Source organism: Flavobacterium poyangense, from assembly GCF_011751075.1.
Taxonomy (GTDB): Bacteria; Bacteroidota; Bacteroidia; order Flavobacteriales; family Flavobacteriaceae; genus Flavobacterium; species Flavobacterium poyangense.
This window is the reverse complement of sequence record NZ_JAALLN010000004.1, coordinates 158,291-179,042: the sequence shown is the minus strand read 5'-3', so window position 1 is coordinate 179,042 and position 20,752 is coordinate 158,291. Positions and strand designations below refer to the sequence as shown.

The following is a 20,752-nucleotide window of genomic DNA, read 5'->3' as shown; positions in this document are numbered from 1 at the left end:
GCATAGAAAATGAGACAATATAAAAGAGGTACACAAGAAGATTATTTTCAGAAATTTGGTTCTGATGAGAATTTTTCCATAGCGTACAGAAAAATGCGAAGAATAAAGGGGTTTTATTCGCACTTGAAAATATTTATTATTGTAAATGTGATCATAATAGTGGCTAATTTAAACAGGGATTTGTTTGGAAGAGGAGCAGATATTTATGATAGTGGACTGTTAGACTGGCGGACCTATTCAACGGCAATTTTCTGGGGTATTGGTTTGTTTTTTCATGGCTTTTCTGTTTTTGGAGAAGATTTGTTTTTCAGTCATGAATGGCAACAAAAGAAAATTCAAAAATATATGGATAAGGAAAGAGCCAGTTTTAAAAAATAGTAGTAATTTTAAGGTTATTTTTTTTTAAATTTTTTGCATTTTATTAAATGACCACATTAATTATCGAAGACGAAAAGCCGGCAGCAAGATTATTGCAACGCAAACTTGAAAAGCTAAATATTGTTGTAGAAACCATGTTGCATTCTGTTGAAGAGTCAATAGACTGGTTTTCGAACAATAGTCATCCGGATCTGATTTTCTTGGATATACAATTGTCTGATGGCTTATCATTCGAAATCTTTGAAAAAATAGATATTAAAAGTGCTATTATTTTTACTACTGCTTATGACGAGTATGCACTAAAAGCCTTTAAACTTAACAGTATCGATTACCTTTTAAAACCCATAGACGAAGAGGATCTTGATATTGCCGTTACCAAATTTAAAAGCCGTATACCTAAATTAGAATCGGAGAATGCGAATCTTCAGCTTGATTTCGAACAAATCAGAAAAATGCTGTCAAATCCCTTCGAAAAAGAATATAAAAAGCGCTTTACCGTTAAGATTGGTCAACAGCTCAAAATAATTGGTATTGACGAAATTGAATGTTTTTTTAGTGAAAATAAAGGAACATACCTTCATACTTTCGATAACAGAAACTATTTAATCGATTCGACTTTAGAGATTCTGGAACAAGAAGTAGACATGAAAGATTTCTTTCGTGTCAGCAGGAAATTTATTGTGTCACTAAAAGCAATAAAAGAAATACAAGTATACACCAACTCCCGTCTGAAAGTAATTTTACCTTCGTATAAGGAAGATGAGGTAGTGGTAAGTCGTGAAAAAGTTCAGGACTTTAAGAATTGGCTGAGCTAGGTTTCTGAGCTTCCAAAATCATGTAAAATTGAATTCCGAACAAGATAGAGGCCAATACTAAATGTATGGCCTGACTTCCTATTGGGAAATCAAAATAAGCCATAGCCATTCCGGTTAGAATTTCAATACCGATAAGAAACAATACCCAGTTCATTTTTGAAAATCCTAAGTTTAGTTTTCTGTTTTTGGTGAATAAGTACACATTTACAAGTAAAACGATAATAGAGAAGGAGCGATGTACGTAAAAAGTAACGGATGGATTTTGTAACCAAAGAATACTCTCGGTTAGACCATTTTTTATTTGCTGATCTACAAGTTGACGTACTTGTGTACCAATAGCTACTTGTATTAAAGTCAGTAAAAGGGACACTAATAGTATCGTTTTGAATGTGCTATTGTACGTTACCGTTGCTAATTTTGGTCTTGCTAATTGTATGATGTATAAAATGACAGCAACAATTACGAGAGCCATAACCATATGAACCGTAATTTTGATTGGGTTTAAGACCGAGTAGACTACTTTTGCTCCTAACCAGGCCTGAAAACCCATCATAAAAACAACCAGCCACGAAAGAAGGGGAATTGCTTTCTTTTCTCTCCAGAATTTAAACGAAGCAATAGCCATAAAAAAGCAAGCCATTCCTGCCAAAGCACCGCACAATCGATTGATATATTCAATCCAGGTGTGAAGCGGATTAAAAATAGCATAATCATGTTTGGTATATTTCTCCCAATGCGAAGTATCGAAATCAGTTTTGGTGGTAAAATTATCTTTAGCAACCAATAAAGTTTCGTCTTTAATGATTACTTGTCCTTTTTCAAAAGCACGGTTTGGTGCCCACGTCAGTTCTTTTAAATCTGTAGGTGGAATATAATATCCAAAACACTTCGGCCAGTCCGGGCATCCCATTCCGGAACCTGTCATACGCACTAATGCTCCTGCAACAATTACTAAATAAACTAAAACTAATGCTGTTTTTGCGATTGTGGGGAAGTGTTTTTTCATTTTTTTTTGAGTTGCAAAGGATCTAAGTTGTTGAGGTTCTGAGTTTGTAGTTTTTGACTGCGTCTTTTTTCAAAACAACAAAGGTTCGATTTACATTTTTTTAATAATCAATATTTAATATTCATTGAGCGTTACTGTCTTAGAATCTCAGAAACTTAGTTACTTAGACGCTTTAACCAAACCCATCTTCTCCGCTCTTTTAACAACAAAATCATAAGCAGCCTGATACTCATTTGGGATTTCGCCTTCCAGAATAGCTTCTTTTACCGCTTCTTTTAGAACTCCGATTTCACGGGATGGTTTTAAGTCGAATAACTCCATAATTTCTTCACCGGAAATTGGCGGCTGAAAATTACGTACATGATCGCGTTCTTCAACCTCAACAATTTTCTTGCGGACAATTTCGAAGTTTTTATGGTATTTTTTAAATTTTGACGGGTTTTTGGTGGTAATATCAGCCTCACACAGCGTCATCAGATTCTCTACATCTTCTCCCGCATCAAAAACCAAACGGCGTACTGCACTATCGGTTACAAGATCTTGTGCCAAAACAATTGGACGCGAACTCATAATAACCATTTTTTGTACAAATTTCATTTTGTGATTCAAAGGCATATGTAGGCGTTCGAATATTTTCTTGGCCATTTTTCCACCTAAAAACTCATGTCCGTGAAAAGTCCAGCCTTGTTTTTTATTGAAACGTTTTGTTGGAGCTTTTCCGATATCGTGCAATAAAGCAGACCAGCGTAACCAAACATCGTCGGTATTAGGACAAATATTATCTACCACTTCCAAGGTGTGGTAAAAATTGTTTTTATGCGTATGACCTTCAATTTCTTCCACTTGATTCAACGCAGTCAATTCCGGTAAAATGATATCTAAAAGCCCGGTTTTGTATAAAAGCAAAAATCCGATAGAGGGTTGGTCTGTCAAAAGAATTTTGTTTAATTCGTCGACAATTCTTTCTCCGGAAATGATATTAATTCTATCCGCATTTTTAGTAATAGCATGGAGTGAATTTTCTTCAATCTCAAAACCTAACTGAGTGGCGAAACGAATGGCGCGAAGCATTCGCAACGGATCATCAGAATAGGTGATACTAGGATCTAAAGGCGTTTTTATGATTTTATTTTCTAAATCTGCCAATCCGTCAAAAGGATCGGAAAGGTCACCAAAAGTTTTTTCGTTTAGTGATAATGCTAAAGCGTTTATCGTGAAATCACGGCGATTTTGATCGTCTTCCAATGTTCCGTTTTCAACAAGTGGATTTCTACTGTCAAAATTATAAGATTCTTTTCGGGCGCCAACAAATTCAATATCGGTGTCTTCAAAGCGCAACATAGCAGTTCCGTAAGTTTTGAAAACCTGTACTTTTGGATTTTTAGGAAGTAATTCAGATACTTTTAAGGCCAATTCGATACCGCTGCCAACAGCCACCACATCAATATCTTTTTTTGAACCACGGTTTAAAAGTAAATCCCGGACAAAGCCACCAATGACATAACTGTCCACATTTAGTTCCTGAGATGCTTGCGAAATGATTCCGAAGATTTTATGTTGTAAAGCTGTTTTATAGTTTGTTTGTATAGCCACGAATTCACGGATTTTAAATAGTACGTCATATTCTTGAAGAGAATCGAACGCCTGCAAATTTACAACATTGAAAATGCCTTTTATAATCTATCGCTCACTTTTTTATCGAAAGTCACCGTTTTCCGGGCAATTTTTATCGAAATATGAAATGTAGTCACGGATGGGGAAAAGTTTACCACAAATTACACGAATTTTCACGAATGTTTTTTGCCACTGATTGTAGAGATTCGAGCAGATTTATTTTAATCTTTTTAATCCTCTAATCTGTGGCATTTTTTTTCGTACAGAAACTAACAAACTTTAATTCGTGCAAATTCGTGTAATTCGTGGCAAAATAAATATAAGCTTGCTTATGATTATGCCGCTATCGAACAAATCAATCTTAATCGGTTATTTTTAGAAATGCAATTTGTATTTTTGAATCACTTAAAAATGCACAAATGAAAATTGTTATATCGCCTGCGAAGTCATTAAATTTCGAAAAAGAATTACCAACTACTCAATATACAGAACCGTCTTTTTTAAAAGAAGCACGCTTGGTTCATAAAGTTTTAAAACCTAAAAAGCCGGCAGACCTAGCTTCGTTAATGTCTATTTCGGAAAAATTAGCCGATTTGAATTGGCAGAGAAATCAAGTTTGGAAAACACCTTTTACGCCTGAAAACGCACGTCCGGCAGTGTATACTTTTGATGGTGACGTTTATACCGGTTTGGATGCGTATACTATTCCGTTAGAAAAGTTAGAAGTATTGCAAGACAAACTTAGAATTCTATCCGGACTTTATGGCGTCTTAAAACCTCTGGATTTAATGCAGGCCTATCGTTTAGAAATGGGAACAAAATTACCTATAGAGGATCATAAAAATTTACATGATTTTTGGAAAGGACCAGTCACAAAAGCATTGAATAAAGAGCTAAAAAAAGACGAGTTGTTTGTAAATCTGGCCAGTACCGAATACTTTTCTGCTGTTGATGTTAAAGCACTAAAAGTCCCTGTAATTACTCCGGATTTTAAAGATTATAAAGATGGCAAGCTAAAAATAATCAGCTTCTTTGCAAAAAAAGCAAGAGGAATGATGGTGCGTTATATCATTGATACTAATGCAGAAACAATCGACGATTTGAAAGGATTTAATTATGAAGGCTATCAGTTTGATGCGAATCTTTCAAAAGGGAATCATTTGGTTTTTACGAGATAAGTTTTTTTGAGTTGCTGAGGTTCTGAGTTTTTTTAGGGGCAAAGGGACAAAGGGACAAAGGTTTTCGAGGGGTGTTTTTGGTTCACATCTCACATCTTACATTTCACATTTAAGGTTTCTAATTTAGGTTGAATAGCCCCCAGCTTTAGCTGGCGGGGGATTCGTTAAGCCATTTTTAAAGGCTTTAGCCAAATTATTTAAGTGTGTAAACATTTAGTTTCATTATAGAAAATTATCAAAACTAAAAAAGGCCGGATTCAAATTTTGAATCCGGCCTTTTTTAGTTTTTGCTTTAAAATTAATGCATGGCGTCTGCCGGATTAATTTTGTTTTTTCCTTTTTTGATTAAAAGTATAATCGGAATACAGCAGAGGAACATAATTCCTAAATACATAAAAATATCAATGTATGCCATTACGGTACTTTGTTTCAAAATAGAGTATTCTATTCCCTGATAGGCTTTTTTAAGGGCTACATCTGCACTATATCCTTTAGACATAAAAGCCTGTTGCATGCCTGCAATGCGTTGCTGCACATCATGATTTGCAGGGTCTAAATGGTTGATCAGATTCACTCGGTGTTCCTGACTGAAACGGGTGATAAAAGTGGTAATGATGGCAATACCAAACGAACCTCCTAATTGACGCATCATTCCGGTAAAAGCAGCTCCCTCACCAATATGTTTCCCTTTTAATGTTGAAAGTGAAAGTGTGGTAATCGGTACAAAAAGTAATCCTAAACCAATTCCTCTTAAAATCAATGGCCAGTACATATGTTCTACACCGGTATCAGGTGTCATGCGGGTTTGCATCATAAAGGTAAATAGGAAGAAAACAAAAAATCCAATTCCTACCATATAACCTTGTGGCACCCCTTTCTGAATCATGTTTCCAACAAATGGCATCATGATCGCTGTTGTAATAGAACCCGGAATCAATAATAATCCGGCATCAGTTGCCGTCCATCCTAAAATCGCCTGGGTATAAATCGGGATAATTAATGTGGAACCGTACAAACCGAAACCTAGAATAAAACACATTACGGTTCCGATTCTTAGATTTCCATCTTTTAGTACGCTTAGATTTACAATCGGATATTTATACGTTAACTCTCTCCAGATAAATAGGATTAAACCAAAAACAGTAACAACACTTAATCCGGTAATTAACGGATCATTAAACCAATCGTCTTGCTGTCCGTGTTCTAAAACAAATTGTAAAGATCCGATAAACGTAGCCAAAAGGATGATTCCCCACCAGTCTACCTGATTCGCTTTTAATTTTTCTCCGTATTTTGGACTTCTAACAAAAGTTATTGCCAAAAGAGTAGCTATAATTCCCAAAGGAATATTGATATAAAAGATATAAGGCCAGGAATAATTATCTACTAAATACCCTCCTAAAGGCGGACCTAAAGTTGGGCCAACAATTACACCCATTCCATAAATAGCTTGTGCCATACCACGTTTTGCTACGGGATAACTTTCAGTAATAATAGTCTGAGCGGTTACCAGTAATGCTCCTCCGCCCATACCTTGTACGAACCTGAAGGCTACCAGTTCCCAGATATTAGTGGCATTTCCGCATAAAAAAGAACAAACCGTAAATAGGATGATAGAGGCCACAAAATAATTACGTCTTCCAAATTGTTGCGAAAGCCAGCTCGTCATCGGTATTACAATAACATTCGCAATGGCGTATGCTGTAATCACCCAGGCCACATCGGTCAAAGTAGCACCAAGGCTACCTCGCATGTCTGTTAGTGCTACGTTTACAATCGTGGTATCAACAATTTCAAGCAAGGCACAAAGTACTGCTGTAATCGTAATGATGACACGTCTGAAACCGTATTCTACTAAATCATCGTCTGCTTGTACTGCTGCCATTTTATTTCAAATGTACGTCTACATCAACATTCATCCCAGGACGCAATAATTTTACTTTTTCCGGATCGTTTGATTCGTCTAAACTTATTTTTACCGGTAGTCTCTGGATTGTTTTTACGAAGTTTCCGGTTGCATTATCAGGAGGTAGTAAAGAAAAACGAGATCCTGTTGCCGGTGAAAATGAAGTTACAGTTCCTTTAAATTCATAGTTAGGGTAAGCGTCTACTTTTAAAGATACTTTTTGTCCCACAACCATTTTGTTTAATTGCGTTTCTTTAAAGTTTGCTACAACCCAAGCCTCATTATTATTGATGATGTAGAATAAAGATTGTCCGGGTTGAACCAATTGCCCCGGTTGGATATCTACTTTAGAAACCTGACCGTCAATAGCGGCAGTTACAACAGTATATGTAAGATTTAATTTCGCTACATCCAACATTGTTTTTGCTCTTTTGATGTTGGCAGCAGCTACTTCTGTTTGTTTGTCGGAAGCTTTAGATTTAGATTCGATTACCGTTTTCTGAAAAGAACTTGCTCTTTGTTGTTGTTGTAAAACACGTACTTGATTTTCTGCTTCTTCTTTTGCAGTCAATGCCTGCTCGTATTGTTGCTTTGTGATCGTATGTGTTTTGTACAAATTGTTGTAACGGTTGTAATCGTTTGTCAGTTGTCTCAGTCTTATTTTTGCGCTTTCGATAGAACCACTTGCCGATTTCATGTTGGCATCAGAAACAGAGATGCTTGCATAAGCACTTCCGATATCAGCTTTTGCAGCTTCGTACTGGCCTTCAGCTCCTAAAACAGCGGCAGTAGCTTCGTCAATTTTTAATTGATAATCTCTTTTGTCAATCGTAAACAAAGTATCTCCTTTTTTTACAAAATCATTATCTTTTACATATACTTTGCTAACATAACCGGATACTCTTGGGATAATCGGGTTCATTTTTTTCTCAATCTGAGCATCATCCGTTTCCTCGTGAGCTAAAGAATGCATGTATTTTGTTATTCCGTAAATTCCGCCCACTAAGACCAAAACGGTTAGTATAATGATGAATTTAGTATTTGTTTTTTTCTTTTCCATGAGAGCTAGCGATTATATTTTAGAAAGATTGAATGATTGTGATAATTGTCCTGATACTGAAAGTAATTCGTAATATTTTTGAATAATGGTTGCTTTAGACAACGCAGTATTTATTTTGGCGCTTAGATGTTCAACATCAGCTTCAACTAAATCATTGGTATCAGATAAACCATTGTCGAATTTGTCTTTTACAAGTCTGTAGTTTTCTTCCGCCTGTTGTAAGGCCTCATCATAAACCACACTCTGGTTGATGGCCAGATCATAGTCTTCAACAGATTTCTGAACTTCAACTTTAATTCGATCTGTCATAATAGCCTCCGTATTTTTTACTTCTAAAGCTTTGCTTTCTGCTACTCTTACGGCTGCACTGTTTTTTAGAATTCCGGATAAATCATAAGACAAACCTACTCCAAAATTCATTGCATATTTTACCGTAATAAAGTCTTTAAGGTCAAAAGCAGTGTAACCCCCTAACAAAGCTAGTGTAGGGTAGTATCCTGATCTTGCAATCTTAATGTTTGCTTCACTGGCTTTTTGCTGAAAACGTATGGCCTCCAGATCTTTTCTGTTTTCAAGCGCCATAGCATCAGAAGTTGGTGCATTGCTTGTTTTTAAATTAAAGAAATCTGACTCGTTAATCTGAAGTTTTACTGTCGCATCTAATTTTAGTAAAGTCGTCAGATAAAAATTTATGTTATTCAGATTGTTATTTGCTTCATCAATTGATAATTGTGTTTTTGAAACTAACAATTGTGCTTTTAATAAATCATTTCTTGGAATGATTCCATTTTTCTCTAACTCTTTAAAATCAGTCACACGCTGTTTGGCCTGCTTTTGATTTTCGTTTAACAGATCCAATGTTTTTTGCGCTTTGTATAAGGCAGTGTAATAGGTGATGACACGTAAGGCTACATCTTCTTTAGTTTTGGCAGCAGTTGCGTTTTCTGCTTCGTAAAGATTATCGTAAGCGTCGATACTGTTTTGAATTTTAAACCCGGAGAATATCGGCAGACTTACAGTAGCCTGACCAAATAGTACCTGATTAGGTGCCGGCATTGGTTCTGCATTGGCTTCGTCATTATGCATGTCAATGGAAGCTTTTGTTAAACGCTGGTATTGCCCCGCAATTTTAATATCAGGATATTGATTGTTCTTGACGTTTTGTAACTCGTATTTTTTTGAGTTTACCTTAGTATTGGCAAGAGTAACTTCGTTACTTTTTTCCCAAGCCAATTTAACGGCCTCATCTAAGGTTAAACTTGTTTTTTCTTGTGCTTCTATTGATGAAATTCCGATGAAGAAAACACCAAAGAGCATTAATTGACTAATTTTCATAAACAAGTAGCGCTTTTATAGTTTGTTGAATGTGATTTGTAAGACTGGTTTTAATGTAGGTATCATACTTGGTTTCAGTATCTAATTGAAGTAAATCCTGAAAGAATGTTTTATTCATATGAAAGTGAAAAAAAGTCCCCAGTATAGTCGGAGTGATTAACGGAATGATAACATCTTTTCTAAAAACACCTTTTGCCTGTCCTTCTTTAATGATGCTTTCCACAAGTTTTAAATTTCCTTTTTTAAGTTCTGTAAAGGCTTGTAGGTTTTCTTCTTTCTTTCTTGATGCAAATTCAAAGTGTAAAACTCTGAAAATCCCTTTGTTACAATTGATTCTGTTGATGTAAATTTCGATTAATTTATTGACTTTATCAATAGGCTCGAGATTTTCATGCAGTAAATTTTCAATCTTTAATTTTAGATCAGAAGTTTTGTAGATAATTAAAGACTCTAAGAGGCGGTCTTTAGAACCAAAATAATAGGAAACCATAGCGATATTTATTTTGGCCGCTTTTGAGATGTCCCGTATAGATGTTCCCTCAAATCCTCGTTCAGAAAAAAGTTTTTCTGAAACCTCCAGAATCTGAATTTTTTTATCGTTTAATTCAATTTTAGACATGGTATATTTCTAATTGCCTACAAAATTAAACAAGCGTTTAATTTAAACAGTTGTTTAATTTTATTTTAACAAAATATTAACATAAAATGTAAGGCTATTTTTAAGAAAAATTATGATAAATAAAAATTGGTTTTAACGCTGCGTTTAAAACTCAGAGTTAAGATCAATAAAACAGAAATTTGTGGTAAATAATTTAGCCGCAAATTGCACGAATTTTCACGAATTATTTTTTTTAACTAAGAAAGAATCAGTTTAATTCTTTTAATCTGTGGCAAAAAAGAAGTAGCCACAGATTTTACAGATTTAAAGGATTTTTTTATTTTATCAATGGCTTACCGCTCAGTAATTTAGTTCAGATTAAAAAACAAAACAATTCGTGAAAATTAGTGCAATTGTTTCGCCTGTTCGCTATCGCTCGGGTTGTGACAAAATAAAAAAAACGGCATTTAAAATATAAACGCCGTTTTTGATATGTATAACAGAAAGAAATCTATCGAATTCCACCGATAAATTCTTCGATCTTCTCACTTCCGCTTTCCGCTAAATGTTTGATAAAGGCACTTCCAATAATGGCGCCTTTTGCAAATTTAGTTGCCTGGTTAAAAGTCTCTTTGTTTGAAATTCCGAAACCAACAATTTGTGGATTTTTTAACTCCATGGCTGCAATTCTTTCGAAGTAATTTTCCTGTATATTCCCAAATCCTGTCTGAGAACCGGTTACACTTGCAGAACTTACCATATAAATAAATCCGTCCGAAACACTATCGATAAAACGAATTCGCTCTTCTGAAGTTTGCGGTGTAATCAACAGTACATTGATTAAACCGTATTTTTCGAGGATAGCTTTGTATTGGTCTGCATAAACATCAACCGGAAGATCCGGAATAATTAAGCCGTCAATACCAATTTCAGCACATTTTTTGCAGAATTCCTCAACTCCATATTGCAACATCGGATTGAAGTAGCCCATAATAATCAACGGAATTTTTACGCTTTCGCGAATGTTTTTCAACTGTTCAAAAAGAAGTTGAGTAGTCATTCCGTTATTTAAAGCTTGGGTAGAGCTCTCCTGAATAGTTGGTCCATCAGCCAAAGGATCGCTGAATGGCAGGCCAATTTCAATTAAATCAACACCATTTTTTTCAAGATCCTGTATAATCTGTACCGTGTCGTTTAAGTTGGGATAGCCGGCCGAAAAGTAAATAGAAAGAATCTTTTTATCTTCTTGTAGTTTTTGAGTTATTCTGTTCATTTTAATGTCTTTTTATTTTAGCCTAACCTGTTTTCAAAACCGGTTAAGTATGGTTGTTTTATTTAATCAACGATAATTTCACTTGTCCAATTATCATTTTTATTTTCCAGTACCAAAAGGCCTGAGTCTGAATCGTTCATTTGCGCAACGAGTTCTCCTTTGTTGTTCCAAAATGCACTTTTTCCTGCAGAGGGTGATCCCCAGGATTCACCACTAAAATTGGACATCAGAACATGCATCTGATGTTTTTGAGCATAATTTTGTAAATTCCTGTACGCATTTGGAATCCCGTTTGGAGAAAAAAAGATACTGGCAATATAAATCGAAGTTTCTTTTTTACTTGCATTCTCAGGATGCAGTGGATTGTCAATATCGGCACAGATGGCAAATGCTATTTTTTGATTTTCAAGGCTAACCGTCGGGTTGTAATCGAATGAAGGCTGGAAGAATTCATCTTCGCCTTCATGCAGAAATTGCTTGGTATAAATAGAAACCGAATGATCCGGAAAAATAACAAACTCTCCAATAAACAATTCTGTTTCGGTTTGAATCGGAGCGCCGGCGACAATTATGATATTGTATGCAGCAGCTAATTCTTTTAAAGTATCGATTCTGGGATCGTCTTTTGTAAAAGCTAATTCCGCAGCATTTTCTCTTTCATAACCGGTAATTGACAGTTCGGGAAATGCGATTAAATGAACTCCTTTTTGTCCCGCGATTTTAATCAAACGATAATGATCTTCTAAATTAAAATCAATATCGCCACGTTTTGGTTTTGTTTGAGCTGCTGCTAAGATCATTTGGGTGTTAATTATACTTAATTACTAGTTTTCGCTTGTGTTGTCGGTTTTTCAATAAATTCTTAGAAAGTCGTAATGCTTAACTTTCAATATAAATCCACGCAATAGTTCCGGACTTCAATGTTATTCGAACCCTTCTATACGAATTGGATTCAAATTGGTCAGCTTTGGTTAAATCTTCGTTAGAAATGGTATAAACAATGCCTTTAATGGAGTCAGAAGGGTTTTCGCTTGGTACCGCTACAAAATAGTCCGCCATTCCAAATTCTTCTTCTATTTTTAGGTCTTTTAGTTTATAGGCGGAAAGTTGATCTGCTTTTCCGTTCAATAATTTATTAAAAATTTGCATTTGAATTTCTTTTGAGCGTAGGGTTCCGTAAGAGAATAGCTGTTCCATAATTATTATTTTTCTCGTTATTTGTTTGTTTTTAAGGATCATGTCAATAAAAAGTCCGACCCTTGCGAACATGCAAATTACGATTTTTATTACAATTTAAAGTACTCGATGTAATTGTCTAAATCTTTATCACCACGACCTGAAAGACTGATTACAACAACATCAGTTGGCTTGAATTTTTTCTGATCTAAAACCGCAAAGGCATGGGCACTTTCAATTGCCGGAATTATCCCTTCCAGTTTAGTAAGTTCCAGACCGGCATTCATCGCTTCATCATCGGTTACGGAGAAGAATTCGCCACGGCCCGTTTGCGCCAAATGAGCGTGCATAGGACCAACTCCCGGATAATCAAGACCTGCAGAAATCGAATAAGGTTCCGTAATCTGACCATCAGGAGTTTGCATTAGTAAGGTTTTGCAACCGTGAATAATACCTACTTTCCCTAATTTACTGGTGGCGGCACTGTGACCGCTGTCAACTCCTTTTCCGGCAGCTTCAACGGCGATAATGCCTACTTCCGGTTCGTGTAAAAAGTGATAATACGTTCCTGCGGCATTACTTCCGCCACCGATACAGGCAACAACATAATCCGGGTTTTCACGACCTTCTTTTTCTTTTAACTGCCATTTTATTTCTTCAGAAATAATACTTTGAAAACGGGTTACCATATCCGGGTAAGGGTGTGGCCCAATAGCAGATCCAATGATATAGTGGGTGTCAACCGGATTGTTGATCCAATCGCGGATGGCTTCGTTTGTAGCATCCTTTAACGTTTTTGAACCCGAAAGTGCCGGACGGACTTCTGCCCCCAGCATTTTCATACGGGCAACGTTTGGTGCCTGACGGGCAATGTCAATTTCACCCATGTATACGATACATTCAATTCCCATTAAAGCACAAACGGTTGCTGTTGCTACACCATGCTGACCTGCACCGGTTTCTGCAATAATTCGTTTTTTACCCAAACGTTTGGCGACTAATATCTGTCCAATCGTATTGTTGACTTTATGGGCTCCTGTATGATTTAAATCCTCTCTTTTTAAATAAACTTTGGTATTGTATTTTTCAGATATACGCTTGGCAAAATACAAAGGGCTTGGACGTCCGACATAATCTTTTAATAATTGATCGAACTCTGCTTTAAAATCAGGTTCTGCTATGATTTTTAAGTATTGCTGGCGTAATTCTTCTACATTTGGATACAGCATTTCGGGAATGTAAGCCCCTCCAAATTCGCCGTAATATCCTTTTTCGTTGACATTATAATTCATTGTATAGTTGTTTTGGGTTTATAGTTGCAGGTTTTAATTTTTTCTGAAACTTTTTTAATAGACTTGTGTTTTTTAATCCCGGTTCAAGTTCAAATTTGCTGTTTACGTCAATAGCGTAAATCGGAATTTTGAGGTCTTTAATCATCGGTATTTCGTCAATTCCGATGCCTCCGCTTAAGAAGAGTGGCTTTTCGGATTTGTAATTTTCCAGTATTGTCCAGTCGAAAGTAGTTCCGTTTCCACCAGGTAGTTTTCCTTTTGTATCGAATAGAAAATAATCACAGACCTCTTCGTATGGTTTTAAAAGGTCGAAATCAAAACTCTCATCAACAGAGAATACTTTAATGATTTCTGTAGTAAGATCAATTCGGGCATCGATTTTAGCTTTTAATTCCTGACAAAATGCAACGGATTCTTTTCCGTGTAATTGAACAGTTTGTAAATGATATTTGTCGATTTTAGAGATAATGTTTTCAACGGTTTCATCTACAAAAACGCCTGTTTTTTTAATTGTTTTAATCAGTTCGGGAATCGTTCCGTCAAAATAACGAGCAGATTTTTCCCAGAAAATAAATCCCATATAATCGGGTAGGAGCGCTCCTACTTCGAGAATATTATCGAGATATTTCATGCCACAGATCTTGAGTTTCATTTTTTCTTTTTTTTTTAACCGCAAAGTGCGCTAGGTTTTTTATATTGTTAATCTTTATAAACGCGGGGTTCGCAAAGCTTTATGTGCTTTTTTTTTGCCACTAATTTCCCTAATTTACGCAAATTCAATTCGTGCTAATTCGTGAAATTAGTGGCTAAATTTTTAGATATTACATTTTCACAATTGGCTGATAAATTCTGTCGCGGCTTTACCGGCATTATCGGTTTTCATGAAATTTTCTCCAATTAAGAAGCCTTTATATCCGTATGGTTTTAATTCAGATATGGCTTCTACAGACGAAATGCCGCTTTCTGAAACTTTTACGAAATCATCCGGAATTTGCGAGGCCAATTGTTTGCTGAAATCCAGACTTACTTCAAAAGTTTTAAGATTTCTGTTATTCACGCCAATCATGTCAAGTGTTGGCATAATCGATTTTTCCAGTTCTTCCTGATTGTGAACTTCGAGTAAAACTTCTAAGCCCAGTTTTTTAGCAAATTCTGAAAGTGATTTGATTTCTTCACGGGTCAAAACGGCTGCAATCAGTAAAATCAAATCGGCACCAAATGCTTTGGCTTCCAAAATTTGATACTCATCTACAATAAATTCTTTTCGCAAAAGCGGCAGGTTTACAGAAGCTCTCGCCAGAAGTAAATCGTCAAGCGAACCTCCAAAATATTTTCCGTCAGTTAAAACAGAGATTCCACAGGCACCTGCGTTTTCATACCCTTTCACTACTTCTTCTACCGTAAAATTATGATTGATTACTAATTTTGAAGGAGAGCGGCGTTTGTGTTCTGCGATTATTCCCGTCGAACTTTGTTTTAACTTTTGACTTAAAGAAATCGTTTGTCTTTCAAAAAAAACTGAACTTTCCAGTTGCGAAACCGGGATGATTGTTTTTTTAAGAACTACTTCTCTTTGTTTGTCGAATATTATTTTATCGAGTATATTCATTGGTTGTTTGTTTCAGGTTTCAGGTTTCAAGTTGTTGGAATTTGGAATTTGAAACTTGATTTTTTTTACTTACTTAATTCTTGTAATTTTTTTAGCGCTTTTAATCCTTTTCCGGAGAATAAACTTTCTTTTGCCAGTGTAAAACCTTCTTTTGCAGAACATTTTGTTACGGTTGCAATGGCCATTGCGGCGTTTGCACAAACCACATTATTCTGAGCCTCACTTCCTTTTCCGGAAATGATATTGGTAAACATATCAGCAGATTCTTCTATTGTTCTTCCGCCTTCAATTTCTCTTTGTGATAAAAGACGAACTTTAAAATCTTCCGGTTTTAACATACCTTCCATATCGCTGGTAATGATTTTTGTCGGGCCTGTTAATGAAATTTCATCATAACCGTCAAGCGAATGTAAAATCGTAAAATTCACATCGGTATTTTGGTAGAGATAAGCGTACATTCGGGCTAATTCCAAATTGAAAACACCAACCAATTGATTTTTAGGAAACGATGGGTTTACCATTGGACCTAACATATTGAAGAAGGTTTTTACCGCTAGTTCTTTTCGGATTGGGCCAACATTTTTCATTGCAGGGTGAAACAAAGGGGCGTGTAAAACACAAATTCCGGCCTGATCCATACATTTTTCCAGAAAACCGGGATCGCTGCTAAATTTGATACCCATTTTTTCCATCACGTTGCTTGACCCGGAAATAGAAGATACACCATAATTTCCGTGTTTGGCTACTTTTATCCCTGCTCCAGCGGCAACAAAGGAAGCCAAGGTCGAGATATTGAAAGTATCTTTTCCGTCACCACCGGTTCCACATAGGTCGATGGCATTATAGGCAGATAAGTCTACCCGTATACACAATTCTAACAAGGCTTCACGAAAACCCGAAAGTTCTTCAATAGTAATGCTTCTCATCATAAACACAGTCAAAAAAGCTGAAATCTGACTCGGATTATAAGCACCGCTTGAGATATTAATCAATACGTCTTTGGCTTCCTCTTTAGAAAGTACTTCGTGATTGATTAATTTGTTTAATATATTTTTCATTTTTTTTCTTTAAAGATTCTAAGGTTCTGAGATGTTAAGTTTTGTTTCAAGTTTCAGGTTTCAAGTTTGGCATTTCACATTTGACATTTCATTGAAACTGCAAACTGATAACTACCCCTTTATCCAATTCTCCAAAATCCTCTTTCCGTTTGGGGTTAATACACTTTCCGGGTGAAACTGAACGCCTCTTACATCAAAAGTTTTGTGTCTTAGTGACATAATTTGGCCGTTTTCGTCAATTGAAGTGGCTTCTAAAACTTCCGGCAGATTAGCATCAACAACCCACGAATGGTAACGCCCAACTTCAAATTCACTGCCTAAACCTTCAAACAAAACTTCATCAGAAACGACTGTTTTAACATTTGTAGCAACACCATGATATACTTTGTCAAGGTTAGAAAGTGTTCCTCCAAAAACTTCTCCAATTGCTTGCTGTCCCAAACAAACACCTAAAATGCTTTTGGTCGGGCCGTATTTTTGAATCACTGCTTTTAATAATCCTGCCTCATCCGGAATTCCGGGCCCCGGAGAGAGTAAAATTTTATTGAAAGAACTGATCTCATCGATATCAAATTCGTCGTTTCTGTATACGGTAACTTCGCAATTTAAATCTTCTAAATAGTGTACCAGGTTGTAAGTGAAACTATCGTAATTGTCTATAACTAGTATTTTTTTCATGATGTTATTATTTTTTGTTTCAGGTTTTCTTTGTTTCAGGTTTCAAGTTGTTGGAACATTAAACTTGAAACCCGGAACCTGAAACTATTTGTTTTCTATTTTTCTCGAACGTATTTCTCTACAATAACACGATCGACTCCTAATTTTTCTATTTTTTCGATTCCTTTTTGAATCAGGGTATCGTTTTTAACTTTTACTACGAACTCAAACTTATTGTTTTCCCATTGGCGGTTATTGAAATATTCCAGATGTTCGGTGTACACGCTATCCTTTAAAGTATATTTTCCGCCTCCTCCAAAAAATACGGCATTTGTTGAATCTTTTCCATTCTGTAAATCATGATTAAAAAAAGCAAAGTGGGAATCATTTATAATTTTAATCATTTTTGTTTTTGAATTGAAAGTAGAAAAAGTAGAATCTTTCTCTGTCGTTTCTGCTGATATTAAACGCCAGGTTCCTTCAACAAGGTTTTGTTTTTTTTCTGAATTACAAGCTGAAATTGTGATTAATACTACTAAAAGGGACAATGTTTTTTTCATTTTTATTTATGGTTTTATGGTTTAGTTTTTTTTTGTTTCAAGTTTCAAGTTTCAGGTTTTGAGATTATTGCTAAATTTTCTCCGCCATTTCTAAGGCTTTGTTCAGCGCTTTAAGTTTATTATACACTTCCTGCATTTCGCTTTCTTCGTCTGAACTGGCAACAATTCCGGCTCCGGCCTGACAGTGCAATTGGTGGTTTTTACTAAGGAAAGTTCGAATCATGATGGCATGATTAAAATTGCCTTCAAAATCCATGAAGCCAATGGCGCCGCCATAGAAATTACGATTGGTTTTTTCGTAATTTTCAATCAATTGTATCGCTCTGTGTTTTGGTGCTCCGCTTAAAGTTCCGGCCGGAAAAGTATCTGCAACAACCTGCATAGTGGTGGCTTTATCATGTAAATGTCCTGTAACTTTTGAAACTAAGTGAATGACATGCGAGAAGAATTGAACTTCTCTGTATTTTTCAACATTGACATCGTGGCCATTTCTGCTTAAATCATTTCTGGCTAAGTCAACCAACATTACGTGTTCGCTGTTTTCTTTTTTGTCTTCTGAAAGTTCTTTGGCTAAGAGGGCATCGCGTTCATCATTTCCGGTTCTTTTGAATGTTCCGGCAATAGGGTGAATTTCTGCTTTTCGGTTTTTTACGATAATTTGTGCTTCCGGTGAAGAGCCAAATATTTTGAAATCTCCGTAATCAAAAAAGAATAAATACGGAGAAGGGTTTATGCTTCGCAAAGCTCTGTAAACATTAAATTCGTCTCCTTTGAAACCTTGTGTAAAACGACGTGATAAAACCAATTGAAATACATCTCCACGGAAACAGTGTTTTTTGGCTAAAGCCACATTGTGTTTGAATTCTTCATCTGTTAAATTCGAAAATCCTTCTCCTTCTTTGGTGAATTTATAAGAAGCGATATTTCTGGATTGCAGTAATTGTTCTATTTCTGAAATGTTGTTTTTGTCGTTTACACTGTGGCAAAAGATATAAGCTTCATTTTTGAAATGGTTGATCGCAATAATGTTCTGATAAACGGCGTAGAATAAATCCGGAATTGATGTTGTATTGTCTTTTTTGGCAATTGAAACTTTATCAAAATAACGAACCGCATCATAAGATATGTAGCCGAACAAGCCATTATTGATGAATTTAAAATCATTTTTTTCTGATTTAAACTGTCTTGAAAAATCCTGAATTATTTCAGGGATATTGGTCGAGTTATCAATTGCAATGGTTTCCGATGTTCCGTCAGGAAATGTTTTTGAAATGACTTCGTTTTCAATTTTGATTGTCGCTATAGGATTGCAGCAAACGTACGAGAAACTGTTGTCACTTCCGTGATAATCGCTACTTTCAAGTAATAGACTGTTTGGGAATTTATCTCTGATTTTAAAATAAATACTTACCGGCGTGATGGTATCTGCCAGGATTTGTTTGTAGTGTGTGTTGAGTATAAAAGGTTTCAAAGTATATAGTTTTTAATGTTTAATTAGTTCGGTTTTTATCAAAAAAAAAGGCTTGTCGTGATGACAAGCCTTTTATATTTATAGTTTTTAAAGTACCATAGGAAGCTTCGTTCACGACGTTTGACGTAAATTCTTCCACCACCAAGTATTGTTTAAAATTGTTCTCATTTCTTTTTTTGTTGCGACAAAGATATAAATGTAATTTGAATTAGAGCACATAAAATTTCAAAAAAAACTTTTCTAAATTTAGAAATTTGTTAAATTTTAAAATGGTAAGTAGTTTTTAAGTGCTTAATTTCCAATTGCAATCGTGTTGTTTACGTTGGCTCTAAAGTCAGGATTTCCTTTGATATTGGGCATTGTAAACAGCTCGTTGTTTTTTAATTTTGAATATCCGATCGCAAATTCAGGTTGATTGTACCAAGTTTGAAGTGATCCATTAGCACTATTGGATTCGCTTGTAATTCCGCCATTGCAATTGTTCGCAATTATATTTTTAAAGGTGATTTTGGCTAAATTAGCATTGATGTCTCCGATATTTTGGTCTAGTAATACAAAAGGGGAAAAGCCTGAAACGATACTGTTGGTTAAGTTGAAAAATGCATTTTCTTTTACATAAACAGATTCTCTTACCAAGCCCTGATTGTTCTCTTCCAGATTCACCAATGTTATGTTGCTGGCATTGATGCGAGTCAGTTTTTTGCTCATATCCGTATTTTGGATTTTATCGTAAGAGTCTATTTCAAAACATCTTGATCCGGAAACATCTGAAGAAAACGGATGACGAATGGCGATACTATTGCTAATGTTGATTTGCGCGCCTTGTGTAAAATCAAAATCATCATCGGTGGTGCGGTAAGAAATAAGATTGTTCAGGTTTAAATCTCCACCATAACATTCAAAAGAATCGTCATTTGAATAACTGATCTGAATACTATTTAAAACCGTTTTTCTTCCTACTCCGGCCAGAGAAAGTCCGTTAAGTTCTTTTAAGGCACTCAATTTTCTTCCGGCATACTCAATTCGTACGTATTTTAAAATTCCCGAATTATCTTCGGCATCCTGACCTCCGTAATGGTTCAGAAGAGGTTCTAAGTCAAAAGGCAAGGTATGTACACCTCCAAGTGTGTTTATGGGTGCTTTTCCTAAAATAATGATACCACCCCAGTCACCCGGACGTCTTTCTGTTTTTTCTTTATTCGAAGTAAAAACAATCGGATCCGTTTCTAAACCTTCGGCCAAAATTTTAGAACCATTTGTGATGACCAGTGTGCCACAGGTTTTATCATCCCCGCGAATTATAGTTCCCGGTTCTATGGTTAAAGTAGCGTTATTGGTTACGTAAACGACACCAACTAATTGATAGGTATTGCGTTTTAAAAGTTTTGTGTCTTTGTTTATTGTTCCGGCAATGATATTGGTTGCTTCACTATATTCGTTTGCAAAAGGTTTAAAATTAGTCCAATTGTTCATCCAGTTTGAAGTACCAATAATTCCTTTTTGCTGTTGTTGAGCGTGTAAAATAAAAGAGCTGATGAGGGTGATAATAACAAGGCATGCTTTTGTTTTCATAACTATTTGATTTCTAGTTTTTGATTTTTTTAATTTGCTCAAAAGTAGAAGACCAATGTTAATCAACGTCCTGTGCGGTATTACGAAAGTGTTACATTACCATTAAGAACGTTATTTTTTTGGAAATAGAATAAAAAAAAGAAGCCCCAATAGTATAAAACTATTGAGGCCATCCAAATTTCTGAATTAGTATG

20 protein-coding genes are annotated in these 20,752 nt (G+C 35.6%); 3 read left to right on the top strand and 17 right to left on the bottom strand.

Annotation, left to right across the window (positions count from 1 at the left end):
* The first annotated feature begins 9 nt into the window (after window positions 1–9).
* Together G3A47_RS10320 and G3A47_RS10315 are read left to right on the top strand one after the other, a co-directional pair.
* Window positions 10–378 (top strand): 2TM domain-containing protein, encoded by a 369-nt coding sequence (locus G3A47_RS10320; protein WP_166922083.1) that lies wholly within the window; start codon window positions 10–12, stop codon window positions 376–378.
* Between the two features lie 47 nt (window positions 379–425).
* A complete protein-coding gene (locus G3A47_RS10315; RefSeq protein WP_166922082.1) occupies window positions 426–1,193 on the top strand; it encodes a LytR/AlgR family response regulator transcription factor in 768 nt (255 codons plus the stop codon).
* Here G3A47_RS10315 and G3A47_RS10310 read toward each other — a convergent pair.
* Both G3A47_RS10310 and G3A47_RS10305 read right to left on the bottom strand, forming a co-directional pair.
* Window positions 1,174–2,199, bottom strand: coding sequence for a COX15/CtaA family protein (locus tag G3A47_RS10310; protein WP_166922081.1), 1,026 nt, complete (start codon window positions 2,197–2,199; stop codon window positions 1,174–1,176). The two genes, G3A47_RS10315 and G3A47_RS10310, sit on opposite strands and share 20 nt — an antisense overlap.
* Window positions 2,200–2,358: 159 nt before the next feature.
* Window positions 2,359–3,792 (bottom strand): CCA tRNA nucleotidyltransferase, encoded by a 1,434-nt coding sequence (locus G3A47_RS10305; protein WP_166922080.1) that lies wholly within the window; start codon window positions 3,790–3,792, stop codon window positions 2,359–2,361.
* A gap of 440 nt (window positions 3,793–4,232) precedes the next feature.
* Between G3A47_RS10305 and yaaA the strand changes: the two genes are divergently transcribed.
* Window positions 4,233–4,991 carry a peroxide stress protein YaaA gene (gene yaaA / locus G3A47_RS10300; protein ID WP_166922079.1) on the top strand — a complete coding sequence of 253 codons (759 nt, stop codon included), beginning with the start codon at window positions 4,233–4,235 and terminating at the stop codon, window positions 4,989–4,991.
* A gap of 298 nt (window positions 4,992–5,289) precedes the next feature.
* Here the strand turns inward: yaaA and G3A47_RS10295 are convergent, their stop codons facing one another.
* The 15 genes from G3A47_RS10295 to G3A47_RS10225 all read right to left on the bottom strand — a co-directional run bounded on the left by G3A47_RS10295 (window position 5,290) and on the right by G3A47_RS10225 (window position 20,558).
* On the bottom strand, window positions 5,290–6,876 hold the full coding sequence (locus G3A47_RS10295) for an MDR family MFS transporter (protein WP_166922078.1): 1,587 nt from the start codon (window positions 6,874–6,876) through the stop codon (window positions 5,290–5,292).
* Between the two features lies 1 nt (window position 6,877).
* Complete coding sequence (locus G3A47_RS10290) at window positions 6,878–7,957, bottom strand: HlyD family secretion protein (protein ID WP_166922077.1); 1,080 nt, start codon at window positions 7,955–7,957, stop codon at window positions 6,878–6,880.
* A gap of 12 nt (window positions 7,958–7,969) precedes the next feature.
* Entirely contained in the window at window positions 7,970–9,292 is a 1,323-nt protein-coding gene (locus tag G3A47_RS10285; RefSeq protein ID WP_166922076.1) for a TolC family protein, read from the bottom strand.
* Window positions 9,282–9,911, bottom strand: coding sequence for a TetR/AcrR family transcriptional regulator (locus G3A47_RS10280; protein WP_166922075.1), 630 nt, complete (start codon window positions 9,909–9,911; stop codon window positions 9,282–9,284). Before G3A47_RS10280 ends, G3A47_RS10285 begins: the two co-directional genes overlap by 11 nt.
* 490 nt (window positions 9,912–10,401) lie before the next feature.
* Window positions 10,402–11,163 (bottom strand): tryptophan synthase subunit alpha, encoded by a 762-nt coding sequence (trpA, locus tag G3A47_RS10275; protein WP_166922074.1) that lies wholly within the window; start codon window positions 11,161–11,163, stop codon window positions 10,402–10,404.
* A 62-nt stretch (window positions 11,164–11,225) separates the two neighbouring features.
* Window positions 11,226–11,963, bottom strand: coding sequence for a carbon-nitrogen hydrolase family protein (locus G3A47_RS10270; RefSeq protein ID WP_166922073.1), 738 nt, complete (start codon window positions 11,961–11,963; stop codon window positions 11,226–11,228).
* A gap of 79 nt (window positions 11,964–12,042) precedes the next feature.
* Entirely contained in the window at window positions 12,043–12,360 is a 318-nt protein-coding gene (locus G3A47_RS10265) for a gamma-glutamylcyclotransferase family protein (protein ID WP_166922072.1), read from the bottom strand.
* An 89-nt stretch (window positions 12,361–12,449) separates the two neighbouring features.
* A complete protein-coding gene (gene trpB / locus G3A47_RS10260) occupies window positions 12,450–13,631 on the bottom strand; it encodes a tryptophan synthase subunit beta (protein WP_166922071.1) in 1,182 nt (393 codons plus the stop codon).
* Window positions 13,621–14,283 (bottom strand): phosphoribosylanthranilate isomerase, encoded by a 663-nt coding sequence (locus G3A47_RS10255; protein WP_166922070.1) that lies wholly within the window; start codon window positions 14,281–14,283, stop codon window positions 13,621–13,623. Before G3A47_RS10255 ends, trpB begins: the two co-directional genes overlap by 11 nt.
* Before the next feature lie 177 nt (window positions 14,284–14,460).
* A complete protein-coding gene (gene trpC / locus G3A47_RS10250) occupies window positions 14,461–15,240 on the bottom strand; it encodes an indole-3-glycerol phosphate synthase TrpC (RefSeq protein ID WP_166922069.1) in 780 nt (259 codons plus the stop codon).
* Between the two features lie 65 nt (window positions 15,241–15,305).
* Entirely contained in the window at window positions 15,306–16,298 is a 993-nt protein-coding gene (gene trpD, locus G3A47_RS10245) for an anthranilate phosphoribosyltransferase (protein WP_166922068.1), read from the bottom strand.
* Window positions 16,299–16,409: 111 nt separating this feature from the next.
* Window positions 16,410–16,976 carry an anthranilate synthase component II gene (locus G3A47_RS10240; protein ID WP_166922067.1) on the bottom strand — a complete coding sequence of 189 codons (567 nt, stop codon included), beginning with the start codon at window positions 16,974–16,976 and terminating at the stop codon, window positions 16,410–16,412.
* A gap of 95 nt (window positions 16,977–17,071) precedes the next feature.
* On the bottom strand, window positions 17,072–17,515 hold the full coding sequence (locus tag G3A47_RS10235; protein WP_166922066.1) for a hypothetical protein: 444 nt from the start codon (window positions 17,513–17,515) through the stop codon (window positions 17,072–17,074).
* A gap of 70 nt (window positions 17,516–17,585) precedes the next feature.
* Window positions 17,586–18,986 carry an anthranilate synthase component I family protein gene (locus G3A47_RS10230; RefSeq protein WP_166922065.1) on the bottom strand — a complete coding sequence of 467 codons (1,401 nt, stop codon included), beginning with the start codon at window positions 18,984–18,986 and terminating at the stop codon, window positions 17,586–17,588.
* A 291-nt stretch (window positions 18,987–19,277) separates the two neighbouring features.
* On the bottom strand, window positions 19,278–20,558 hold the full coding sequence (locus G3A47_RS10225) for a hypothetical protein (RefSeq protein ID WP_166922064.1): 1,281 nt from the start codon (window positions 20,556–20,558) through the stop codon (window positions 19,278–19,280).
* Between the last annotated feature and the right edge of the window lie 194 nt (window positions 20,559–20,752).